Origin of the sequence: Arcicella lustrica (genome assembly GCF_034930985.1) — a bacterium.
In the GTDB taxonomy this organism is placed as follows: Bacteria; Bacteroidota; Bacteroidia; order Cytophagales; family Spirosomataceae; genus Arcicella; species Arcicella lustrica.
Genome location: NZ_JAYGIM010000003.1, coordinates 107,889 through 125,242 on the forward strand (window position 1 = coordinate 107,889; position 17,354 = coordinate 125,242).

13 protein-coding genes are annotated in these 17,354 nt (G+C 33.9%); 7 read left to right on the forward strand and 6 right to left on the reverse strand.

The window, feature by feature from the left end:
• The first annotated feature begins 112 nt into the window (after window positions 1-112).
• A complete protein-coding gene (locus tag VB798_RS03860) occupies window positions 113-469 on the forward strand; it encodes a four helix bundle protein (RefSeq protein WP_323256166.1) in 357 nt (118 codons plus the stop codon).
• Window positions 470-555: 86 nt separating this feature from the next.
• On the forward strand, window positions 556-1,302 hold the full coding sequence (locus VB798_RS03865; RefSeq protein ID WP_323256764.1) for a succinate dehydrogenase/fumarate reductase iron-sulfur subunit: 747 nt from the start codon (window positions 556-558) through the stop codon (window positions 1,300-1,302).
• A 73-nt stretch (window positions 1,303-1,375) separates the two neighbouring features.
• On the opposite strand, the gene VB798_RS03870 is transcribed toward VB798_RS03865, so the two are convergent.
• Window positions 1,376-2,788 carry a hypothetical protein gene (locus tag VB798_RS03870; RefSeq protein WP_323256168.1) on the reverse strand — a complete coding sequence of 471 codons (1,413 nt, stop codon included), beginning with the start codon at window positions 2,786-2,788 and terminating at the stop codon, window positions 1,376-1,378.
• Between the two features lie 288 nt (window positions 2,789-3,076).
• Between VB798_RS03870 and VB798_RS03875 the strand changes: the two genes are divergently transcribed.
• Together VB798_RS03875 and VB798_RS03880 are read left to right on the forward strand one after the other, a co-directional pair.
• Window positions 3,077-5,518, forward strand: coding sequence for a glycosyl hydrolase 115 family protein (locus tag VB798_RS03875; RefSeq protein ID WP_323256170.1), 2,442 nt, complete (start codon window positions 3,077-3,079; stop codon window positions 5,516-5,518).
• 163 nt (window positions 5,519-5,681) lie between these two features.
• On the forward strand, window positions 5,682-6,557 hold the full coding sequence (locus tag VB798_RS03880; RefSeq protein ID WP_323256172.1) for an aldo/keto reductase: 876 nt from the start codon (window positions 5,682-5,684) through the stop codon (window positions 6,555-6,557).
• 71 nt (window positions 6,558-6,628) lie between these two features.
• On the opposite strand, the gene VB798_RS03885 is transcribed toward VB798_RS03880, so the two are convergent.
• From VB798_RS03885 to VB798_RS03905, 5 genes are all read right to left on the reverse strand, one after another.
• Window positions 6,629-7,213 carry a LutC/YkgG family protein gene (locus VB798_RS03885; RefSeq protein WP_323256174.1) on the reverse strand — a complete coding sequence of 195 codons (585 nt, stop codon included), beginning with the start codon at window positions 7,211-7,213 and terminating at the stop codon, window positions 6,629-6,631.
• Window positions 7,214-7,385: 172 nt separating this feature from the next.
• A complete protein-coding gene (locus tag VB798_RS03890; protein ID WP_323256176.1) occupies window positions 7,386-7,778 on the reverse strand; it encodes a VOC family protein in 393 nt (130 codons plus the stop codon).
• A 229-nt stretch (window positions 7,779-8,007) separates the two neighbouring features.
• Window positions 8,008-9,384 (reverse strand): lactate utilization protein B, encoded by a 1,377-nt coding sequence (locus VB798_RS03895; protein WP_323256177.1) that lies wholly within the window; start codon window positions 9,382-9,384, stop codon window positions 8,008-8,010.
• A gap of 101 nt (window positions 9,385-9,485) precedes the next feature.
• Window positions 9,486-10,205 (reverse strand): (Fe-S)-binding protein, encoded by a 720-nt coding sequence (locus VB798_RS03900; protein ID WP_323256179.1) that lies wholly within the window; start codon window positions 10,203-10,205, stop codon window positions 9,486-9,488.
• A 78-nt stretch (window positions 10,206-10,283) separates the two neighbouring features.
• Window positions 10,284-11,159: an AraC family transcriptional regulator gene (locus VB798_RS03905; protein ID WP_323256181.1), complete on the reverse strand. Its 876-nt coding sequence runs from the start codon at window positions 11,157-11,159 to the stop codon at window positions 10,284-10,286.
• A gap of 252 nt (window positions 11,160-11,411) precedes the next feature.
• Between VB798_RS03905 and VB798_RS03910 the strand changes: the two genes are divergently transcribed.
• The 3 genes from VB798_RS03910 to VB798_RS03920 all read left to right on the forward strand — a co-directional run bounded on the left by VB798_RS03910 (window position 11,412) and on the right by VB798_RS03920 (window position 17,338).
• The gene (locus tag VB798_RS03910) at window positions 11,412-12,668 is read left to right on the forward strand and encodes an MFS transporter (RefSeq protein ID WP_323256183.1); all 1,257 of its coding nucleotides are present in this window, start codon (window positions 11,412-11,414) and stop codon (window positions 12,666-12,668) included.
• A gap of 119 nt (window positions 12,669-12,787) precedes the next feature.
• Window positions 12,788-14,302 carry an alpha,alpha-trehalase TreF gene (gene treF, locus VB798_RS03915; RefSeq protein WP_323256185.1) on the forward strand — a complete coding sequence of 505 codons (1,515 nt, stop codon included), beginning with the start codon at window positions 12,788-12,790 and terminating at the stop codon, window positions 14,300-14,302.
• Window positions 14,303-14,533: 231 nt separating this feature from the next.
• The gene (locus VB798_RS03920) at window positions 14,534-17,338 is read left to right on the forward strand and encodes an outer membrane beta-barrel protein (RefSeq protein ID WP_323256187.1); all 2,805 of its coding nucleotides are present in this window, start codon (window positions 14,534-14,536) and stop codon (window positions 17,336-17,338) included.
• The last annotated feature ends 16 nt before the right edge of the window (window positions 17,339-17,354 follow it).

A 17,354-nucleotide genomic window follows, 5' to 3' on the forward strand; every position in this document is an offset into this window, starting at 1 on the left:
AGTTTGATGATTTGAAAATTTGAAAATGAAAGTTTTAGAAGTGTTTAGTTAAGAATTTAAAGGAGAATTTTTATTTTAGTGTAAAAATGCTTTAAATCAAAAACTACACTTTATGCGAAACGACAAAGAGAATCTAATTGTAAGTAAAACACTTTTATTTTCAATTCAAATCATCAAATTCAGTGAGATATTAGAAACCAATAGAAAGTTTGTTATCGCTAAACAGTTGTTAAGAGCAGGAACATCTATTGGAGCAAATGTTTGGGAAGCTCAGAATTCAGAAAGTAAAGCAGACTTTATTCACAAGATAAAAATTGCTGCTAAAGAAGCCGACGAAGTAACATATTGGCTAAAACTTTGTGAGTTATCAGAATCCTACCCGCAACCAGAACAAATTATCATTGAAGAATTAACTCAGATTATTCGAATACTGTCAAGAATAATTAGTAGCTCAAAAATGAATAAATAATAATCTTAAATTAAACAATTATTGTTATTCATTTTCAAATCTTCAAATTTTCAAATCTTCAAATTGATTCAGAAATGGAAGGAAATATGAATTTGTCGCTAAAGGTTTGGCGTCAGAAAAATGCAAATAGCGAAGGCAATTTTCAGCAATACGATGTAAAAGGTATTTCTGAAGATATGTCATTCTTAGAGATGTTCGATGTATTGAACGAACGTCTTATCAATGAAGGTGAAACTCCAGTAGCTTTCGACCACGATTGCCGTGAAGGTATTTGTGGAATGTGTTCAATGTACATCAATGGTCAACCACATGGACCAAACAAAGGTGTTACTACTTGTCAGCTTCACATGAGAAGCTTCAAGGATGGTGATACAATCACAGTAGAACCTTGGAGAGCAAAAGCATTCCCAATCGTAAAAGACTTAGCAGTAAACCGTTCTTCATTCGACCGTATTATTTCAGCGGGTGGATATATTTCGGTAAACACTGGTAATGCACAAGATGCCAACTCATTACCAATTCCAAAACCAGATGCTGATGATGCTTTTGCAGCAGCAGCTTGTATTGGTTGTGGTGCTTGCGTTGCAGCTTGTAAAAATGCTTCTGCAATGTTGTTTACTTCTGCAAAAATATCTCAATTGTCTTTACTTCCGCAAGGACAAGCTGAACGTACAATTCGTGCAGAAAACATGGTTGCTCAGATGGATATCGAAGGTTTCGGTGCTTGTACAAACACAGGTGCTTGCGAAGCTGAATGTCCAAAAGGCATTTCATTAGAAAACATCGCACGCATGAACCGTGAATATTACGGAGCAGTACTTTCTTCGAAATAATTTTTCGTTTTAATATTAAAGCCCCATTTACCAGAGTAATCTTGGTAAATGGGGCTTTTTCATTTTATTAATGCTAAAATTCAACATAAACAGCAAAATCTCCATCAAAATAAACAAGTTTGTATCCTTTCAATATTTCTTTCGGTTTAAGGAAGAAATTAGCTTTGGTATTCTTGTAATCAAATAGAATGAATTCTACATTATTTTTTCTTGCCCAAGCTGCAAGTGATTCTGTATCAGTTTTTAATTTAGATTGAGCTAATTGAAAATCAAAATTTTCAAAACAGAGCAAACTTTCGTGATTTTCGTATTCATTGAAGAAGAATTGAAGTGGTACTAATCCTACTGATTTTGTAGGAATATACTTTCTTAAAGTAGCATACTTTTCAGGCAAATAGGGTCGGCTATTAATTTTATGGATTAACTGAATAATTCCAACAATACCAATAACAAAGTACACAAAGAAACCAAAGAGTATAGGTTTTGATAGTTTAAAGCTTGGTTTATTCTCTATAAAACTGAACAGTTCAATAATCAATGCCATCATTGTTGGAATAAATAACATTTCATATAATCCACTTGCTCGTTTTGTAATCAACCAAAATGACACTACTAATACAATTGAGTAAACTATTAGATTACGAGGTAATTGGCTTAATCTTTTTTTGAATGTCCAACAAAATGTAATTAGTAAAATAGAAATTGCCATTTCTTGTGGAGATTTAAAGAAAATACTAGGGAAACTTAGCATTACTTTTAGTTTATCTACTAATCCAAAAGCATTCTGGGTGGCTGGATCATTTCTGAATTGATAAAGCCAAGTATCAAATCCATTTGCTTGCCATACATCATAAAAATAAAATATACTGGTAAGAGTAGCAAAAATGCCAAAAACCAAAGCGTTTATCTTTTTCTCAGTAAATATGAACATAAAAAAGCCAGCAAATATATAGATTATCCCATTTAGGTGGCACAGCAAAGCCATTCCAGACAATACTCCTCCCAAAGCTATAAAGTACTTTTGCTGGTACTGAATGAGTAAATATGAGGCAAATCCCAGTGTCATCATCATTACTTCTGGACGATATTCAAAACTCATTTTAACAATAAGCGTATTAGAGAATAATAAAAAAAGCACAATGTATAATGAAGACTTTTCTAGCTGACGATGAGAAATATACCTTTTGAATAAGAACACTAATACTCCCAAGAAAAGTAAGCTTGTCAGTTTGACTACATACAATGAATTCCCTCCTATCCACATCATCATACTCCCAATACATAAAAATAGTTTGTGGCTTACGAAAAATTGATTTTCCCATCCTAACAATCCATTGAAAAATTCGGAGCGAATAACGCCATCATGTAATAGCCAATAAGATTCTTCAGCAAACCAAGCATCGTCGCCAGTAGGAAATCTTTTGTAGTAAGAAAAAAAAGTAAGCAACATTAAAATAGGCACTATTGTAGATAGTGTTGTTAACATTTTTGACTTGGTCATTAGAACTTAATTTATATTTATGATATAGAGTTTTATTTATGGCAGTCTTTAGAATTGGACAAAAGTAGCAACCCTTACCTAATTAAACTATATCATTTTCTAAAACCACCTTCATTTAACACCTTTTAACACTTTATTTCCTCTTTAGATTATATAAAAATCACATTCAAACTCCTGATTGCTAAGTAGCTATACAAAAAGATAATGAACTCAGTAGATAAGCTTTTCATTTACCTTTATGAGATAGTACAAACCCATCAAACTTTCTAAAGTATGAAGTTAATATTATCTATTTGTCTCATCATTTTCTCAGCTTTTACCGCTTTCTCACAAAAAAATAATACTACGTTAGATTTCTCTCGTGAGGTAAATATTGTTTACAATACTCAAATTCCTTTGGTGACTACGACTGCTCAATTATTCAAAAAAGATATTGAACAAGTATTTGATGCCAAAGTGAATTTTAATCAAAAAAATGTATCAAAAGCTTCTCTAAATGTTATTTTACGCATTGCTGGCGAATCTATTACTGCTGATTTGAAAAAAGTAATTTCAGAAAATGATAAAAAAATCACAGGTAAATGGGAAGTATTTAGTTATATCAATCAGCTAAAAAATCAAAAGCAAACTTTGATTATAACGGGAAGTGATGCTCGTGGATTGGCTTATGGAGTATTGGAACTCTCTAAGAAAATAGGAGTAAATCCTTGGTATTTTTGGGCGGATGTTCCTATCGTAAAATCTACAAGTAAAGAAATATCAGTTTCGGATACTATTAGTGTCGAACCTTCTGTAAAATATCGTGGTATTTTCTTGAATGATGAAGATTGGGGCTTACAACCTTGGGCTGCTAAAACTTTTGAACCACAAACAAAAGATATCGGACCTGCTACTTATGCAAAGATTTTTGAATTATTACTTCGTTTGAAAGCCAACCTTATTTGGCCAGCCATGCACCCATCAACAAAGGCTTTCTATCATTTTGCTGAAAATAAAATTGTTGCTCAAAAGTATGGAATCATCGTGGGAACGTCTCATGCAGAACCTATGATGAGAAATAATGTGGATGAATGGGATGATAAGACGATGGGAGATTATAATTTTTTCACGAACAAGGATAAAATCATTAATTATTGGGAAACTAGAATCAATGAAATAAAGGATTATGAAAACTACTATTCTATTGGAATGCGTGGCAAGCACGATAGCGGAATGGAAGGTGCAAAAACGATTGATAAAGCTGTAGAAACGACGGAAGAAATCATTCAAATTCAAAGATATTTATTGAAAAAGTATGTTAAAAAGCCTTTAAATGAGATTCCTCAAGCCATGACGCTCTACAAAGAAGTTTTGAATTTGTATGAAAATGGCATGAAAATACCTGATGACATTACGCTGGTTTGGTCTGACGATAATTATGGTTATATCAAAGGTTTAAGTAATGAAACTGAAAGAAAACGTAAAGGTGGAGCTGGGGTTTATTATCATGCTTCTTATTGGGGGCGACCACACGATTATCTTTGGTTAGGAACAACGCATCCAGCGCTAATTCATTTTGAAATGAGCAAAGCCTATGAAATGGATGCGAAAAACATTTGGGTTTTGAACATCGGAGATATTAAACCTAACGAGTATTCTATGCAATTGTTTCTGGACATGGCTTATGATATGAAGCCTTTTCAAGAAGGAAAAAGTGTTAAAACACATTTAAGTAAGTGGACAAATGCTCTTTTAAAAAGTACACAATCGGCTGGTTTACTCTGGCAATATTATCAGTTAGCTTTTATTCGTAAACCTGAATTTATGGGTTGGAGCCAAACAGAACCTACTCGTGCTACACATCCCACTACTTTTACTCCGACTCAAGTAAATGAACGTTTGCAACATTATCAACACCTTGAAAAGGAAGTTTTGAATAATCGTCCAACTGATAAAACGCTTGCTGATGCTTATTTTCAATTGGTGGAATATCCTATTTTAGCTTCCAGTAAAATGAATCAGAAGTTTCTTTACTTAGATAAATTTTATGAAAAGCCAATTGCAGAAAGAGATAATAATGATGTGAATTTACAAGCTGCTATTCAAAACTATCAAAGTATTCAAGATTTAACGAGCTACTATAATAATCAACTATCAGGCGGAAAATGGAAATACATGATGAATGCCGCTCCTAGAGGTTTACCCGTGTTCAATCATCCTGAAAAGTTGCTAAAGGTTGAACAAAAGGTTGTTGCAGAAAGTCCAAAAAACATTAAAATCGCTGCAGGAGATTATGTTTCGGTAAAACAAGGAGTAAATACTTTTTGGAAAAAAATTGCAGAACCAAGTTTCTCTGGATCATCAGTCGTAAGCGAACCATTTCGTTTAGGGAAATCTCTTGATAGTACTAAAACGGATGAACTGCCTACTTTAACATATCAATTTAACGTCACAGAAAATAATACTCTTGTAGATTTAAGTATTGTGGCTTTACCATTGCATCCTGTTCAAATGGGACTTGGACAAAGAATTGGTATCCAAATAGACGAACAAAAAGTCCAAATTATTAACTTTCAGACGTATGATAGAAGTGAAGAATGGAAACAAAATGTACTTTCAAATACAGCAAAGAGAACGCTTAAAATGAATAAATTCAATGCTGGAAAACATACTTTTAAAATTTTCATGATTGACCCAGCAGTGGTACTTGACCATTTTGTGTTAAGTTTTCATTAATCATTCAAAAGAATTCAATATATTTAGAGGGGTCTCTGAAAGCAAGTTCACAGCAAAAATTAACCTGAAACACAATTTATCTGCCTTTTTGTTTTCAGTCTTATATAATTTTCCAATCTTTGAGCAATCTTATATTCGATTATATTAAAACCAATTAATTTTTATGAATAAAGTCTATTTGAGTGATTCTGGTCCAAAGGTTTCTGAGGCAATCTATGGGTTTTGGAGATGGACAGACAACGGTTCTGAGACTGTTGCTAATATGGAGAAGATTGTTAATTTATGTTTGGAATTAGGCATCAATACTTTTGACCATGCAGATATTTATGGCAATTATACCATCGAAGAATATTTTGGGAAACTCATTCAGCAAAAAGCTATCAAAAGAGAAGAAATTGTACTTTTTAGCAAATGTGGCGTTCGGAAATCTGACAAAGGTTATGTGTATTACGATAATACTGAAAAGTACTTGTTAGAAAGTGTTAATAATTCCTTGAAAAGGCTTAAAACAGATTATTTAGATATTTTCTTGTTGAATCAAATCGACATGATAAGTAATCCTGAAGAAACAGCACAAGTATTAAGAGAGTTGGTAAACAGTGGGAAAATTAAACATGTAGGTGTTAGTAATTTAACAGTATTTCAACATCAGTTGTTAGAATCGTATTTACGTAAGCCCATCGTAACGAACCATATTGAACTCAATCTTATCAATACTTCTGCGATTGAAGATGGTAGATTAGATTTTATCAAGCAACGTTTTAGCAAACCTTTGGCTTGGGCTCCTTTGGCTGGCGGTAAAATTTTGGATGGTACAGATGCAAAATCTGCTATCATAAGAGCTAAACTGACTGAAATCGGACAAAAATATGATGCTAATGTTGAACAAACTGCTGTAGCATGGCTTTTACAATTAGGTACTTTACCAATTATTGGTTCATTGTCGGAAGAAAGAATCCGTAATGCTGTAAGTGCTACAGAAATTAAATTGAACCACGAAGATTGGTATGAAATTTATAATCTGGCGATGATGAAGTAATTTTCCATAATCGTTTAATGCTCAATAAAAAGGCAAGTGATTTAATTTTCACTTGCCTTTTTTAATGAAAACTATTGAATTACATAAACAGTTAATCCACGTGCGCCATGTGCGCCTATTACTAAACTTTGCTCAATATCTGCTGTTTTTGATGGACCTGAAATAAAAGTACCGAAACCAGTTTCGTCAACTTTTACTCTTTCATAAGCTCGGTGCATATTAGTTACGATTTCTGAATTTTTAATAATGATGACTAAATACTGAGTAATCATTGGCAATACTCTATGTGGTAATTGCTTTTCAGAAACCCAAATTGCTCCGTTTTCTGCTACGCCAAATTCACCTTCTATGATGGCTAAGTTCAGGGTTTCCAGCTCATGTGGGTCACTTACGTTCAAACTAAAATCTGCTAAATCTGCTAATGCTTCAACAGTTGATGCAATTTTAGTAACGTCTTTATAATGTGTTTGAATATCTGCTTTTATTTCTTCGTAAGAATTTACTGCAATAGCCTTTCCTCCTACAAAACTGAGAATTTCTGCAAATTTCTCAAAGTTATTTTCATAAACCGTATCAAATTTATACTGAACAGTTAGCTCTCTGTATTCAGGTTGATTTTGTTTGATAAGGGATAATATTTTTTCTCTGCTTGACATCTTTTTTATTTTTTTGAGACTTTGGGATTGGGGACTTTAGGACTGGAGGACTTTTAGACACAAGATGTAGGAATTGAAGACGTCTTGCCGGCTGGTGGTCTGTGAAGACACAGGTCACGGCACTGGTAATTCCTAAAGTCCTCAAATCTTAAAGTCATAAAGTCTCTAATCCTTAAAATCTATTTTCAATCAAATCCCAAAGATTTCCGTATAAATCTTTAAATACTGCTACTGTACCATAAACTTCTTCCGAAGGTTCTCTTGCAAATTCAATTCCGACGCTTTTCATTTGGTGAAAATCTCTCCAGAAATCATCAGTGTTTAAAAACAAGAATACTCTCCCACCCGATTGATTTCCTACGCTTTTCTTCTGTTCCTCATTCACGGCTTTTGCCAATAACAAACAAAAACCATTTGAATTTTGTGGTCGTAGCAAAACCCATCTTTTACTTTCGGTCAGTGGCGTATCTTCCACGAGTTCAAATTGTAGTTTTTGCGTATAAAACTCAATCGCTTCGTCATAATCCTGCACGACTAAAGTCATTTGAGAGATACTTTGTTTCATTGTTTAGATTATTTAGATACAAGACGCAAGAGACAAGAAGCAAGATAAAATTAGCAATACAATACATAAGATATTGTTCCTATAATGTGGTCGGTGATACACAAACTACCGTAAGATACAAATAGATAGTCTTCATCTTACTTCATGTTTCATACTTCTTATATCTTACATTCTATATCTTATCTCTTGCTACTTGTCTCTTGCTACTTGTCTCTTGCTACTTGCCTCTTTACAAACCCTTTTCACGAATATACCAATCTCTGAAACTTTCTTTTGGAGGCTCAGGCATTTCTCTTTGGTTGTACCAAGGATTCATTCCATTATTCACCAAGAAAGGAGCATTTTTCATAAAGAATCTACCTAATTTCCCTGCTGTTCTAAAGAATTTTGGAGAATTCAAAACCATTGCCATTGAATTAATTCCCGCAGCTTTTACTTTAGAAACATGACCACCTTGTACCAATACTTGGCGCCATTTATACAATTGGTCATGAATATCAATTTTCACTGGACAAACATTTGAACATGAGCCACAAAGTGTTGAAGCAAAAGGTAAATCTGCATTCTTTTCCATATCCAGATTTGGTGCCAAAATAGAACCAATTGGTCCAGCCACAGCGGAGTGATAACTAAATCCACCCGAACGACGATAGACAGGACAAGTATTCATACAAGCGGCACAACGAATACATTTCAAAGAATTTCTGAAATCTGGACGACCTAATTGTGTTGTTCTACCATTATCTACTAAGATAATGTGCATTTCTTGTCCCTCACGTGGTTTATGGAAATGACTTGAAAAAGTAGTAATCGGTTGTCCAGTGGCACTTCTTGCTAATAATCTTAAGAAAACACTTAAATGTTCAGCTTTAGGAATAATCTTTTCAAAACCCATCGAAGCGATATGAACATCCGCCAAATGCGTTCCCATATCGGCATTTCCTTCATTGGTACAAACCACAAAACCACCTGTTTCGGCGATGGCGAAGTTTACGCCCGTCAAAGCTACTTTTCTTGTCAAGAAAGTATCTCTTAAATGTTGGCGAGCCGCTTCGGTTAAATATTGCGGGTCAGTTGCACCTTTTTCTGTACCTAAATGGATATGAAATGTTTCGCCTACATCCGCTTTTTTTAAGTGAATAGCTGGTAAAACAATATGCGAAGGCGGTTCATTTCTCATCTGAACGATACGTTCGCCCAAATCTGAGTCAATTACTTCTATGCCTTCTTCTTTCAAAAAATCATTCAAATGGCATTCTTCCGTCAGCATGGATTTTGATTTCACCATGCGAGTAACACCTTGTTTTTTCAAGATAGAAAGTACAATTTCGTTATGTTCTTTTCCATCAGAAGCCCAGTGTACTTTAATACCGTTTTGCGTAGCTTTTTCTTCAAACTGCACTAATAAATCGTGCATATTCGACAAACCATGATTCTTGATTTGCGAACCCGCTTCACGCAATTGTTCCCATTCAGGAATCTGAAAAACAGCTTTATCACGCTTTGAGCGTACAAACCAAAGCGTTTCGTCGTGCCAGTTTACGTAATCTTCGTCTTTATTGAATTCGACCGATGCCGTAGCGTGGTCTTTGATTGGAGTATTCATCAGCTATTTTTTTTATTGTGAATGAGTGATTTAGTGATTATTAATACAAGCAATCATTAATTCACAATTCACTAACTCACAATTTACTTAATCACAATTGACTAAATTTTACTATTCAAAATTTCTGCGATATGTTTTACTTTCACGTTTGAGCCTTTTCTTTTCAAGATTCCTTCCATGTGCATCAAACAAGAAACGTCTGCACCAGTAATGAATTCAGCTTCATGACGAAGATGGTCGGCTACTCTATCTTTCCCCATTTTGGCAGAAACGGCTTCCTCTGCTACACAGAAAGTACCTCCAAAACCACAGCATTCATCTTTTCTATCTAATTCAATGATTGATAAACCAGAAACCATTTTTAATAATTTTTCCGGTTTTGAATATGGTTGGGCAACCAACTCTGACATCTGAGCGAGTTTCAATCCACGTTGTCCGTGGCAACTTTGGTGTAAACCAACTTTGTGTGGAAAATGTGCTTGAAGGTTTTCTACTTTTAATACATCAACTAGAAACTCTGTGAGTTCATAAATTTTAGCATTGCCTCCATCTTTGCCCAACACATGGTCTTTCACATGAAGTGTACAACTTCCTGATGGCGAAACGATGTATTCGTAACCTTTAAAGTTTTCAAGAAAATTTTTGTCACATCCTTTACTGAGATGTTCAAAACCAGAATTTGCCATGGGCTGTCCACAACAAGTTTGATTTAGTGGATAATGTACTTCACAACCAAATTTCTCTAATAGCTCCAAAGTAGCAATGGCTACGTTCGGATAAAACTGGTCGATATAACAAGGAATAAACAGCGCTACTTTCATCGTTTTGGATCTACAATTCAATCTTTTCTATAAAGCCCAAAATTACATGTAAAATACTCTTTAAAGCGTACTGTACTCTTATGCGGAAACACTTTGATTGAGTTCTTCGATAAAAGCTCTCCGAAACTGAGAGGGACTTTTCCCTTTGAATTCTCTGAAAACACGACCGAAATAAGACACATTATTGAACCCACAATGGAAACAAACATCCGTAATCTCCTCGCCTTTCAAAAGCATTTTACAGGCTTGATTTATTCGATATTCATTCACAAATTCTGTAAATGTTTGGTTGGCATTCTTTTTAAAGTAATTACAAAAAGCAGGAATTGTAAGGCTCGACAAATCAGCAACTTCTTGTATATCAATTTCTTGCCCAAAATTATCTTCTACAAATTTGTAGATTTTGTTCAAGCGTTCTTGGTCTTTTAAACTAAAATTATAACGTATGTCAGAAGCATTTAGCAAAACATACTCTGTAGATTTTGCTAGAAATTGAAGAATACCGAGTAACTCGATTAATCTTTCAAAATGAGAAAGTTCAAGTAATTTTCTAAACCGAAGATTGAGTTCTTCACGGGTTTCACCATAAAATGAAATTCCTTGTTTGGAGCGTTCAAAAAGTAATTTGATAGCAGACATTTCTTGTACTTGAATAAAGCCATCGCCCAGAAAATTTTCTTTGAATTGAATTACCACTTCCTCGTGTGTTCCAATGGCTCCATAACCAAAACCAGAATGCGGAACGTCTGAGCCAATCATCACCAAATCGCCATTGGTATAATAGCTTAAATGATTACCCACATGTCTTCTTCCTGAACCCTGAAATACCAACACAATTTCATATTCTGGATGATAATGATAGCTCCATCTGAAAGTACCAGCTGATACTTTATGATGCAAAATCCTGAAAGAACTCCCTTCGTCAGGTTGGATTATTTCAAATTCTGCTTTCATTTAATATTTTTTATACAAATTATGAATATTTCCATTTTTATGGCTAATTTACTGAAAAATTTACTTCTTAATAATATTAATTATTAATACAGTAACATTTTCTAATAATCAAAGAGTAGTTTTTTAACCAATATTGTCTGAATTTTGTGAAAACATTAACCATTTATATAGCTACTTTATCATCAAGCCAATAACGCCAAAGAAGCGGACTGACGTCCGCTTCTTTTTTTAATATTATTAGCATCCCAAACCATGAACAACTGGAAAATTAAAGTATCGATATTTATCAATTATTTCCTTTTTGCCATTCTATTGAATAGCGTTGGAGCGGTGATTTTACAAGTACAAAATACTTATGGAATCTCAGAATCTTCGGCTTCTGTTTTAGAGGCATTCAAAGATTTGAGCATTGCTGGTGTTTCTTTTCTAGTTGCTTCCTTTATTGTAAGAATTGGCTATAAAAATTCTATGTTGATTGCACTAGGAATTGTTTCAATTACTTGTTTGATGATGCCTTTTTTAAATCAATTTTGGATGACAAAATTGCTATTCGCTTCCATTGGTACTTCGTTTGCATTGATAAAAGTTTCGGTTTATGCCACAATTGGCTTAATCACCAAAGATAAAAACGAGCATATCAGCTTAATGAACTTCATTGAATCGTTCTTTATGATTGGTGTGCTTACGGGTAGTTTTGTATTTAGTGCTTTTATTGACGACTTAAATCCACAGTCGCCTGCTTGGGTAAATGTTTATTATTTATTGGCTGGTTTGGCTGCTTTTGCATTTGTATTATTATTGACTTCCCCTTTGGATGAATCAAGCATTAAAAAAGAAAGTACTGAAAACACATTGGGCGGTTTTAATGAAATGCTTCGTTTGGTAATTGTTCCAGTGGTTTTAGTTTTTGTGGCGAGTGCTTTTATTTATGTATTAATTGAACAAAGTATTATGAGCTGGCTACCGACTTTCAATAGTAAAGTATTACATTTACCTGCTAGTTTGAGCATCCAAATGGCAAGTATTTTAGCGGCTTCAACAGCAATTGGTAGATTTTTGGCTGGAATTGCACTTCGAAAAATCAAATGGCTTTTTGTATTACTTACTTGTGTAGTTTTGGCGGGAATTTTAGTCATTGTAGCTTTACCACTTGCCAAAAATTTAGGTGATGAAGCAATTACAGGTTGGGGAAATGCCCCAATTGTTGCTTTTATTTTTCCGATGATTGGTTTGGTTATAGCACCAATTTATCCAGCAATTAATTCCGTTATTTTAAGTTCACTTCCCAATCGTCAGCATGGAGTAATGTCGGGTTTAATTGTGATTTTTTCAGCATTGGGTGGCACAACAGGTTCATTAATTACTGGACATATTTTTGAAGCTTATGGTGGCGAAAGCGCTTTCTACTTTTCATTGATTCCACTGACTATTTTAATTGTATGTTTGATTGTTTTCAACAAATTATCAAACAGCGAAAAAGTTGAATTAAAGAGTACAGGAGGGCATTAATTGATATTTTTTATAGATTGAGCATTAATTATATTTTATAAACAATCACTTAAAACAAAAGGCTACAAGGGACAAAATAATTTGAGCGATTATGCTATACTTTGTAGTGTCAAATCAAGATGTCCAATAACAATTATACCCAACCAGATCATCCCTTCGATGAATTGTTCGTCGCCGTGCAGATGAGTGATATTTTTCCTGACTCCAAAACTTTTAATGATTACATTCCAAAGTATGCGTCTGAGTTAATTTTGGAAAAATATTTACAAGAAAAAAATAATCCCACTTTTAACTTAAAGCAATTTATTGATAATAACTATACTGCCAATTCTATTCCATCAAACGATTACAAAAGTGATACTTCAAAACCAATCGCTGAACATTTATCAGCATTGTGGTCAATTCTTACTCGTGAACCCAACCAACAAGAACAAGAAGGTTCATTAATTCAATTGCCTTCACGCTATGTTGTTCCGGGTGGGAGATTTCAAGAAATTTATTATTGGGACAGCTACTTCACGATGCTTGGCTTGCAAGCAAGTGGACAAATTGATTTAATTGAAGGCATTATTGATAATTTTGCTTTTTTGATTGATAAATTTGGCTACATTCCTAACGGTAATCGTACTTATTTCTTGGGGCGTTCGCAACCACCATTTTTTTCTTTAATGGTTGAATTACTCAGACAAGAAAAAGGTGATGAAGTATTGCTTAAATATTTACCTGCTTTAGAAAAAGAATATGATTTTTGGATGAAAGGTAAAAATCAGTTGACTAAAGAAAAGGAAAATATTGCCATTAATAGAGTGGTAAAAATGCCCAATGGAGGTTTTTTGAATCGATATTGGGATGAAAATAATACTCCACGACCAGAAGCATATAAAGAAGACGTTGAATTAGCTGAACAAGCTACAGAAAATACCTCAGAAATTTATCGACACATCAGAGCAGCAGCAGAATCTGGTTGGGATTTTAGTAGTCGTTGGTTTAAGGATGGACAAAATATGAGTACCATTCACACAACTGATATTATTCCTATTGATTTAAATTGCTTACTCCTAAATCTTGAAAAAACTTTATTCAAAGCTTTTTTATTGTTAGATGATAATTTTTCTGCCAACAAACTCTATAATGCTTCAAAGCTCAGAGAAAAAACCATCAAGAAATATTGTTACAGCGTAGAAGCAGGGTTTTACTTTGATTACGATTTTGTAGCACAAAAAAATACTGAGGCTTATACTTTGGCGGCAACATTTCCACTGTTTTTTGAAATTGCTAATAAATTTCAAGCAACCAATGTTTCCAGAATCATCAAAGATAGATTTTTAAAAGATGGCGGTTTAATTACAACCACTACAAATTCTGGTCAACAATGGGATGCCCCAAATGGCTGGGCACCTTTGCAATACATTACTTATCAAGGATTAAAATCTTACGGATTTGATATTTTAGCCGATAAAATCAAAACTCGCTGGATTCAAAGTAATGAAAAGGTGTATTTAAAAACGGGTAAAATGACCGAAAAATACAACGTAGAAACACCAAATACCGAAGCTGGTGGAGGAGAATATCCTAATCAAGATGGTTTTGGATGGACAAATGGCGTATTCTTGAAATTCCTGAATTTTAAATAAAACATACTTCTTTTAAGGCGCATCATGTTTATTCTTGGCGATAAACATGATGCGTTTTACTTCTCTCCCATCTAGCTCAAAAAAAATAAATCGGCAACCCTGCAACAAAAGTCTCATTCTCTCCCTCTTTTTACAAAAATGTTAAAAAACGTTAAGTGCTTTTTTATTAACTAAAAAAATAGTTAATTTGGCTTTTGATATTTAAACCTCCACACAATCAACTCTATCATCATGTATAAATCTACTTTATTGCTTTTCTTTTGTCTCGCCTTTTCTACCCTAATGTTGGCACAAAATCCAGCCAGAGTAACGATAAAAGGCATCGTTCAAGACACGAATTCAACAATAATGTCTGGCGCAACAGTTATGTTATTACAGCCAAAAGATTCTGCTTTGGTTAATTTCTCAAGAGCAAACGACAAAGGTGCTTTTGAATTCAGAAATGTTAAAAATTCCAATTATTTACTCAAAATTTCCTTTGTCGGATTCCTTCCTTATCAGCAAAATGTAAAACCTTCAGAAACTGATATTGCAGATTTAGGAGCTATCAAAATCAAACCTATTGCTCAAGAATTACTGGAAGTAGTTGTACGAACAGCCAAAGCACCATTGAGTATCAAAGGTGACACGATTGAATACAATGCAGCTTCATTTAAAGTGCCCCCTGGCTCATCGGTTGAAGATTTACTTCGTCGTTTGCCAGGTTTAGAAGTAGATGCCAGTGGAAATATCAAAGCACAAGGGAAAGACGTAAAAAAAGTATTAGTGGATGGAAAAACGTTTTTTGGTGATGACCCAAAAGCTGCAACCAAAAATTTAGGTGCTGAAACGATTTCTAAAGTACAGGTTTTCAATGGAAAATCTGACCAAGCTTTATTGACAGGCATCGACGATGGTAAAAAAGAAAAAACCATCAATCTTGAATTAAAAGATGAATACAAAAAAGGAGCATTTGGGAAAATTACGGGTGCTGTAGGAACAGAATCAAGAAATGCTTTCAGAGGAAATTATAACCGTTTTAATAAGAAAGAACAGTTTTCGATACTCGGTTATGCCAATAATATCAACGAAACGGGCGTGAACTGGAGTGATTACGGCGAATTCAAAGGAAATAATACTTTTAATCAGAATGATAATGGTGATTTTGGTTTTGGTAGTGGCGGTCGATACTATTTTTCTGATGGCGGTGGTATTACCGATAATTTTGATGGAAGAGGTTTCACCAAAAACTTTGGTAGTGGTGTGAATTATAATTATACTTATCAAAAAACGAAATTGAGTACCAGCTATTTCTACAATCAGACAGATTTAAAACTAGATCAATTTCAAAACACTAAAACGTTTTTGCAAAACAATTCTTTCTCTACTACTGATACGACAAAAACCACTAATTTCAGAGGGAACCACAGTATTGCTGGGCGCTTTGAGCAAATGCTAGATTCAAGTAACACTTTAATTACCAAAGCAAGTTTGCGTTTTAGTAATTCTAACGGAACAGATTTGAAAAGTCAGCGTTACTTAACCCAAGAAAATGCACTTCGTAATGCTGTTGCTATCAATAATAGTTCAGATTTGAATGCTTTTAACTTTTCGGGTACAGCTATTTTCAGACATAAATTCAAAAAGAAAGGGCGTACTTTAGCGGCTAGTTTGATGTACAATGTTGCGTCCACAGATGGAACTGATAAACTTTATTCATTAACGAAGTTTTTTGCAGCACAGGATGTCAACGAGCAAATCAGAGCCATCAGTCAATTAAATCAAAATGCCAATAATACTAACTTTTTGAAAGGTGGATTAAATTTCCTAGAGCCGCTTTCAAAGAAAATCTATTGGGAAAGTTTCTATAATTTCAGCAACAATAAACAAGAAGTAGGAAGAAATGCCTTCAATGGTTTATCAAACAATGAACGTTTTGATAGCTTGAGTACATTTTACCAAAATGATATTACTTATAACAGAATTGGTAGTAGCATACGTTATTCTCATGCGGGGATTAATATTTCAGCTGGTTTAGCTGGACTTCGCTATGATTTGAATGGAAAAGTTTATCCTAAAAAAGATGCTCCTTTAAATACTGAAATCAATAAAAGCTACGATGCGCTTACTCCAAACCTTTCAGCAAGTATCGAACTGAAAAATAATGCTTATATAGGCTTCAACTATAATTTAAATGTGGAAGCACCAAGTATCACCGATTTACAACCAGTTGTCAATAACAATAACCCTTTTTACATCACAAAAGGAAATCAAGATTTATTGCCTGTTAAAAGTCATGAAGTTGGATTGGATCTTTACAAATTTGACCCTTCTACTTTTACTAATATTAGCTTGTGGACAAGTTATAATTATTACTTAAGTCAGGTAGTTTATAACCAAACGGTTGACCAAAATTTTGTTACGACAACTCGTCCAGAAAACATTTCAGGCGGTACTCGTTTCAATACTGGACTTTACACAAGTTTTCCGATTGTAAAAACAAAACTTACAGTTAACCTAAACGGAAATGTTAACCTTACAAATAACCCAACGTTTATCAACGGAGTTAAAAATGAAACAAATAACCAAGGTTATAACATTACTTTAGGTTTTAGCATTACTCCAAGTGATAAATTATTAATGGGACTTAGTGGAAGTTTAGGTTTCACCAAGGTTAAATATTCTATCGAAGAAGGACAAAATCAGAACATTAATACAAAAGGTTTAGATGCCTCTTTAAAATGGAATTTTGCGAAGAAAACCTTCTTTGAAACAAATCTTGATTATAATGGCTATAAAAACGATCGTTTCGGATTCAATCAAGACATTCCAATCTTGAACTGTTCTGTAAGAAGATTACTGATGAAAGATAATAAAGTTGAGCTTCGTTTAGCAGCATTTGATGTGTTCAACAAACGTCAGACAATCTCACAACGTGGTTATCAAAACGTTGTAACGAACCAAACTGCATTAACTTTAGCTCGTTATTTTATGTTGAGCATCACTTACAACGTAAAAGGACATGTGGATAAATTAAAGAAAAATAATGGTTGGTAATGAAAGGTTTAAAAAT

What these genes read in the sequence shown, in the direction of transcription:
- VB798_RS03920 (WP_323256187.1), top strand. Translation starts at nt 14,534, where the DNA reads ATGTATAAATCTACTTTATTGCTTTTCTTTTGTCTCGCCTTTTCTACC.
- treF (WP_323256185.1), top strand. Translation starts at nt 12,788, where the DNA reads ATGTCCAATAACAATTATACCCAACCAGATCATCCCTTCGATGAATTG.
- VB798_RS03860 (WP_323256166.1), top strand. Translation starts at nt 113, where the DNA reads ATGCGAAACGACAAAGAGAATCTAATTGTAAGTAAAACACTTTTATTT.
- VB798_RS03885 (WP_323256174.1), bottom strand. Translation starts at nt 7,213, where the DNA reads ATGTCAAGCAGAGAAAAAATATTATCCCTTATCAAACAAAATCAACCT.
- VB798_RS03895 (WP_323256177.1), bottom strand. Translation starts at nt 9,384, where the DNA reads ATGAATACTCCAATCAAAGACCACGCTACGGCATCGGTCGAATTCAAT.
- VB798_RS03875 (WP_323256170.1), top strand. Translation starts at nt 3,077, where the DNA reads ATGAAGTTAATATTATCTATTTGTCTCATCATTTTCTCAGCTTTTACC.
- VB798_RS03865 (WP_323256764.1), top strand. Translation starts at nt 556, where the DNA reads ATGAATTTGTCGCTAAAGGTTTGGCGTCAGAAAAATGCAAATAGCGAA.
- VB798_RS03905 (WP_323256181.1), bottom strand. Translation starts at nt 11,159, where the DNA reads ATGAAAGCAGAATTTGAAATAATCCAACCTGACGAAGGGAGTTCTTTC.
- VB798_RS03910 (WP_323256183.1), top strand. Translation starts at nt 11,412, where the DNA reads ATGAACAACTGGAAAATTAAAGTATCGATATTTATCAATTATTTCCTT.
- VB798_RS03900 (WP_323256179.1), bottom strand. Translation starts at nt 10,205, where the DNA reads ATGAAAGTAGCGCTGTTTATTCCTTGTTATATCGACCAGTTTTATCCG.
- VB798_RS03890 (WP_323256176.1), bottom strand. Translation starts at nt 7,778, where the DNA reads ATGAAACAAAGTATCTCTCAAATGACTTTAGTCGTGCAGGATTATGAC.
- VB798_RS03880 (WP_323256172.1), top strand. Translation starts at nt 5,682, where the DNA reads ATGAATAAAGTCTATTTGAGTGATTCTGGTCCAAAGGTTTCTGAGGCA.
- VB798_RS03870 (WP_323256168.1), bottom strand. Translation starts at nt 2,788, where the DNA reads ATGTTAACAACACTATCTACAATAGTGCCTATTTTAATGTTGCTTACT.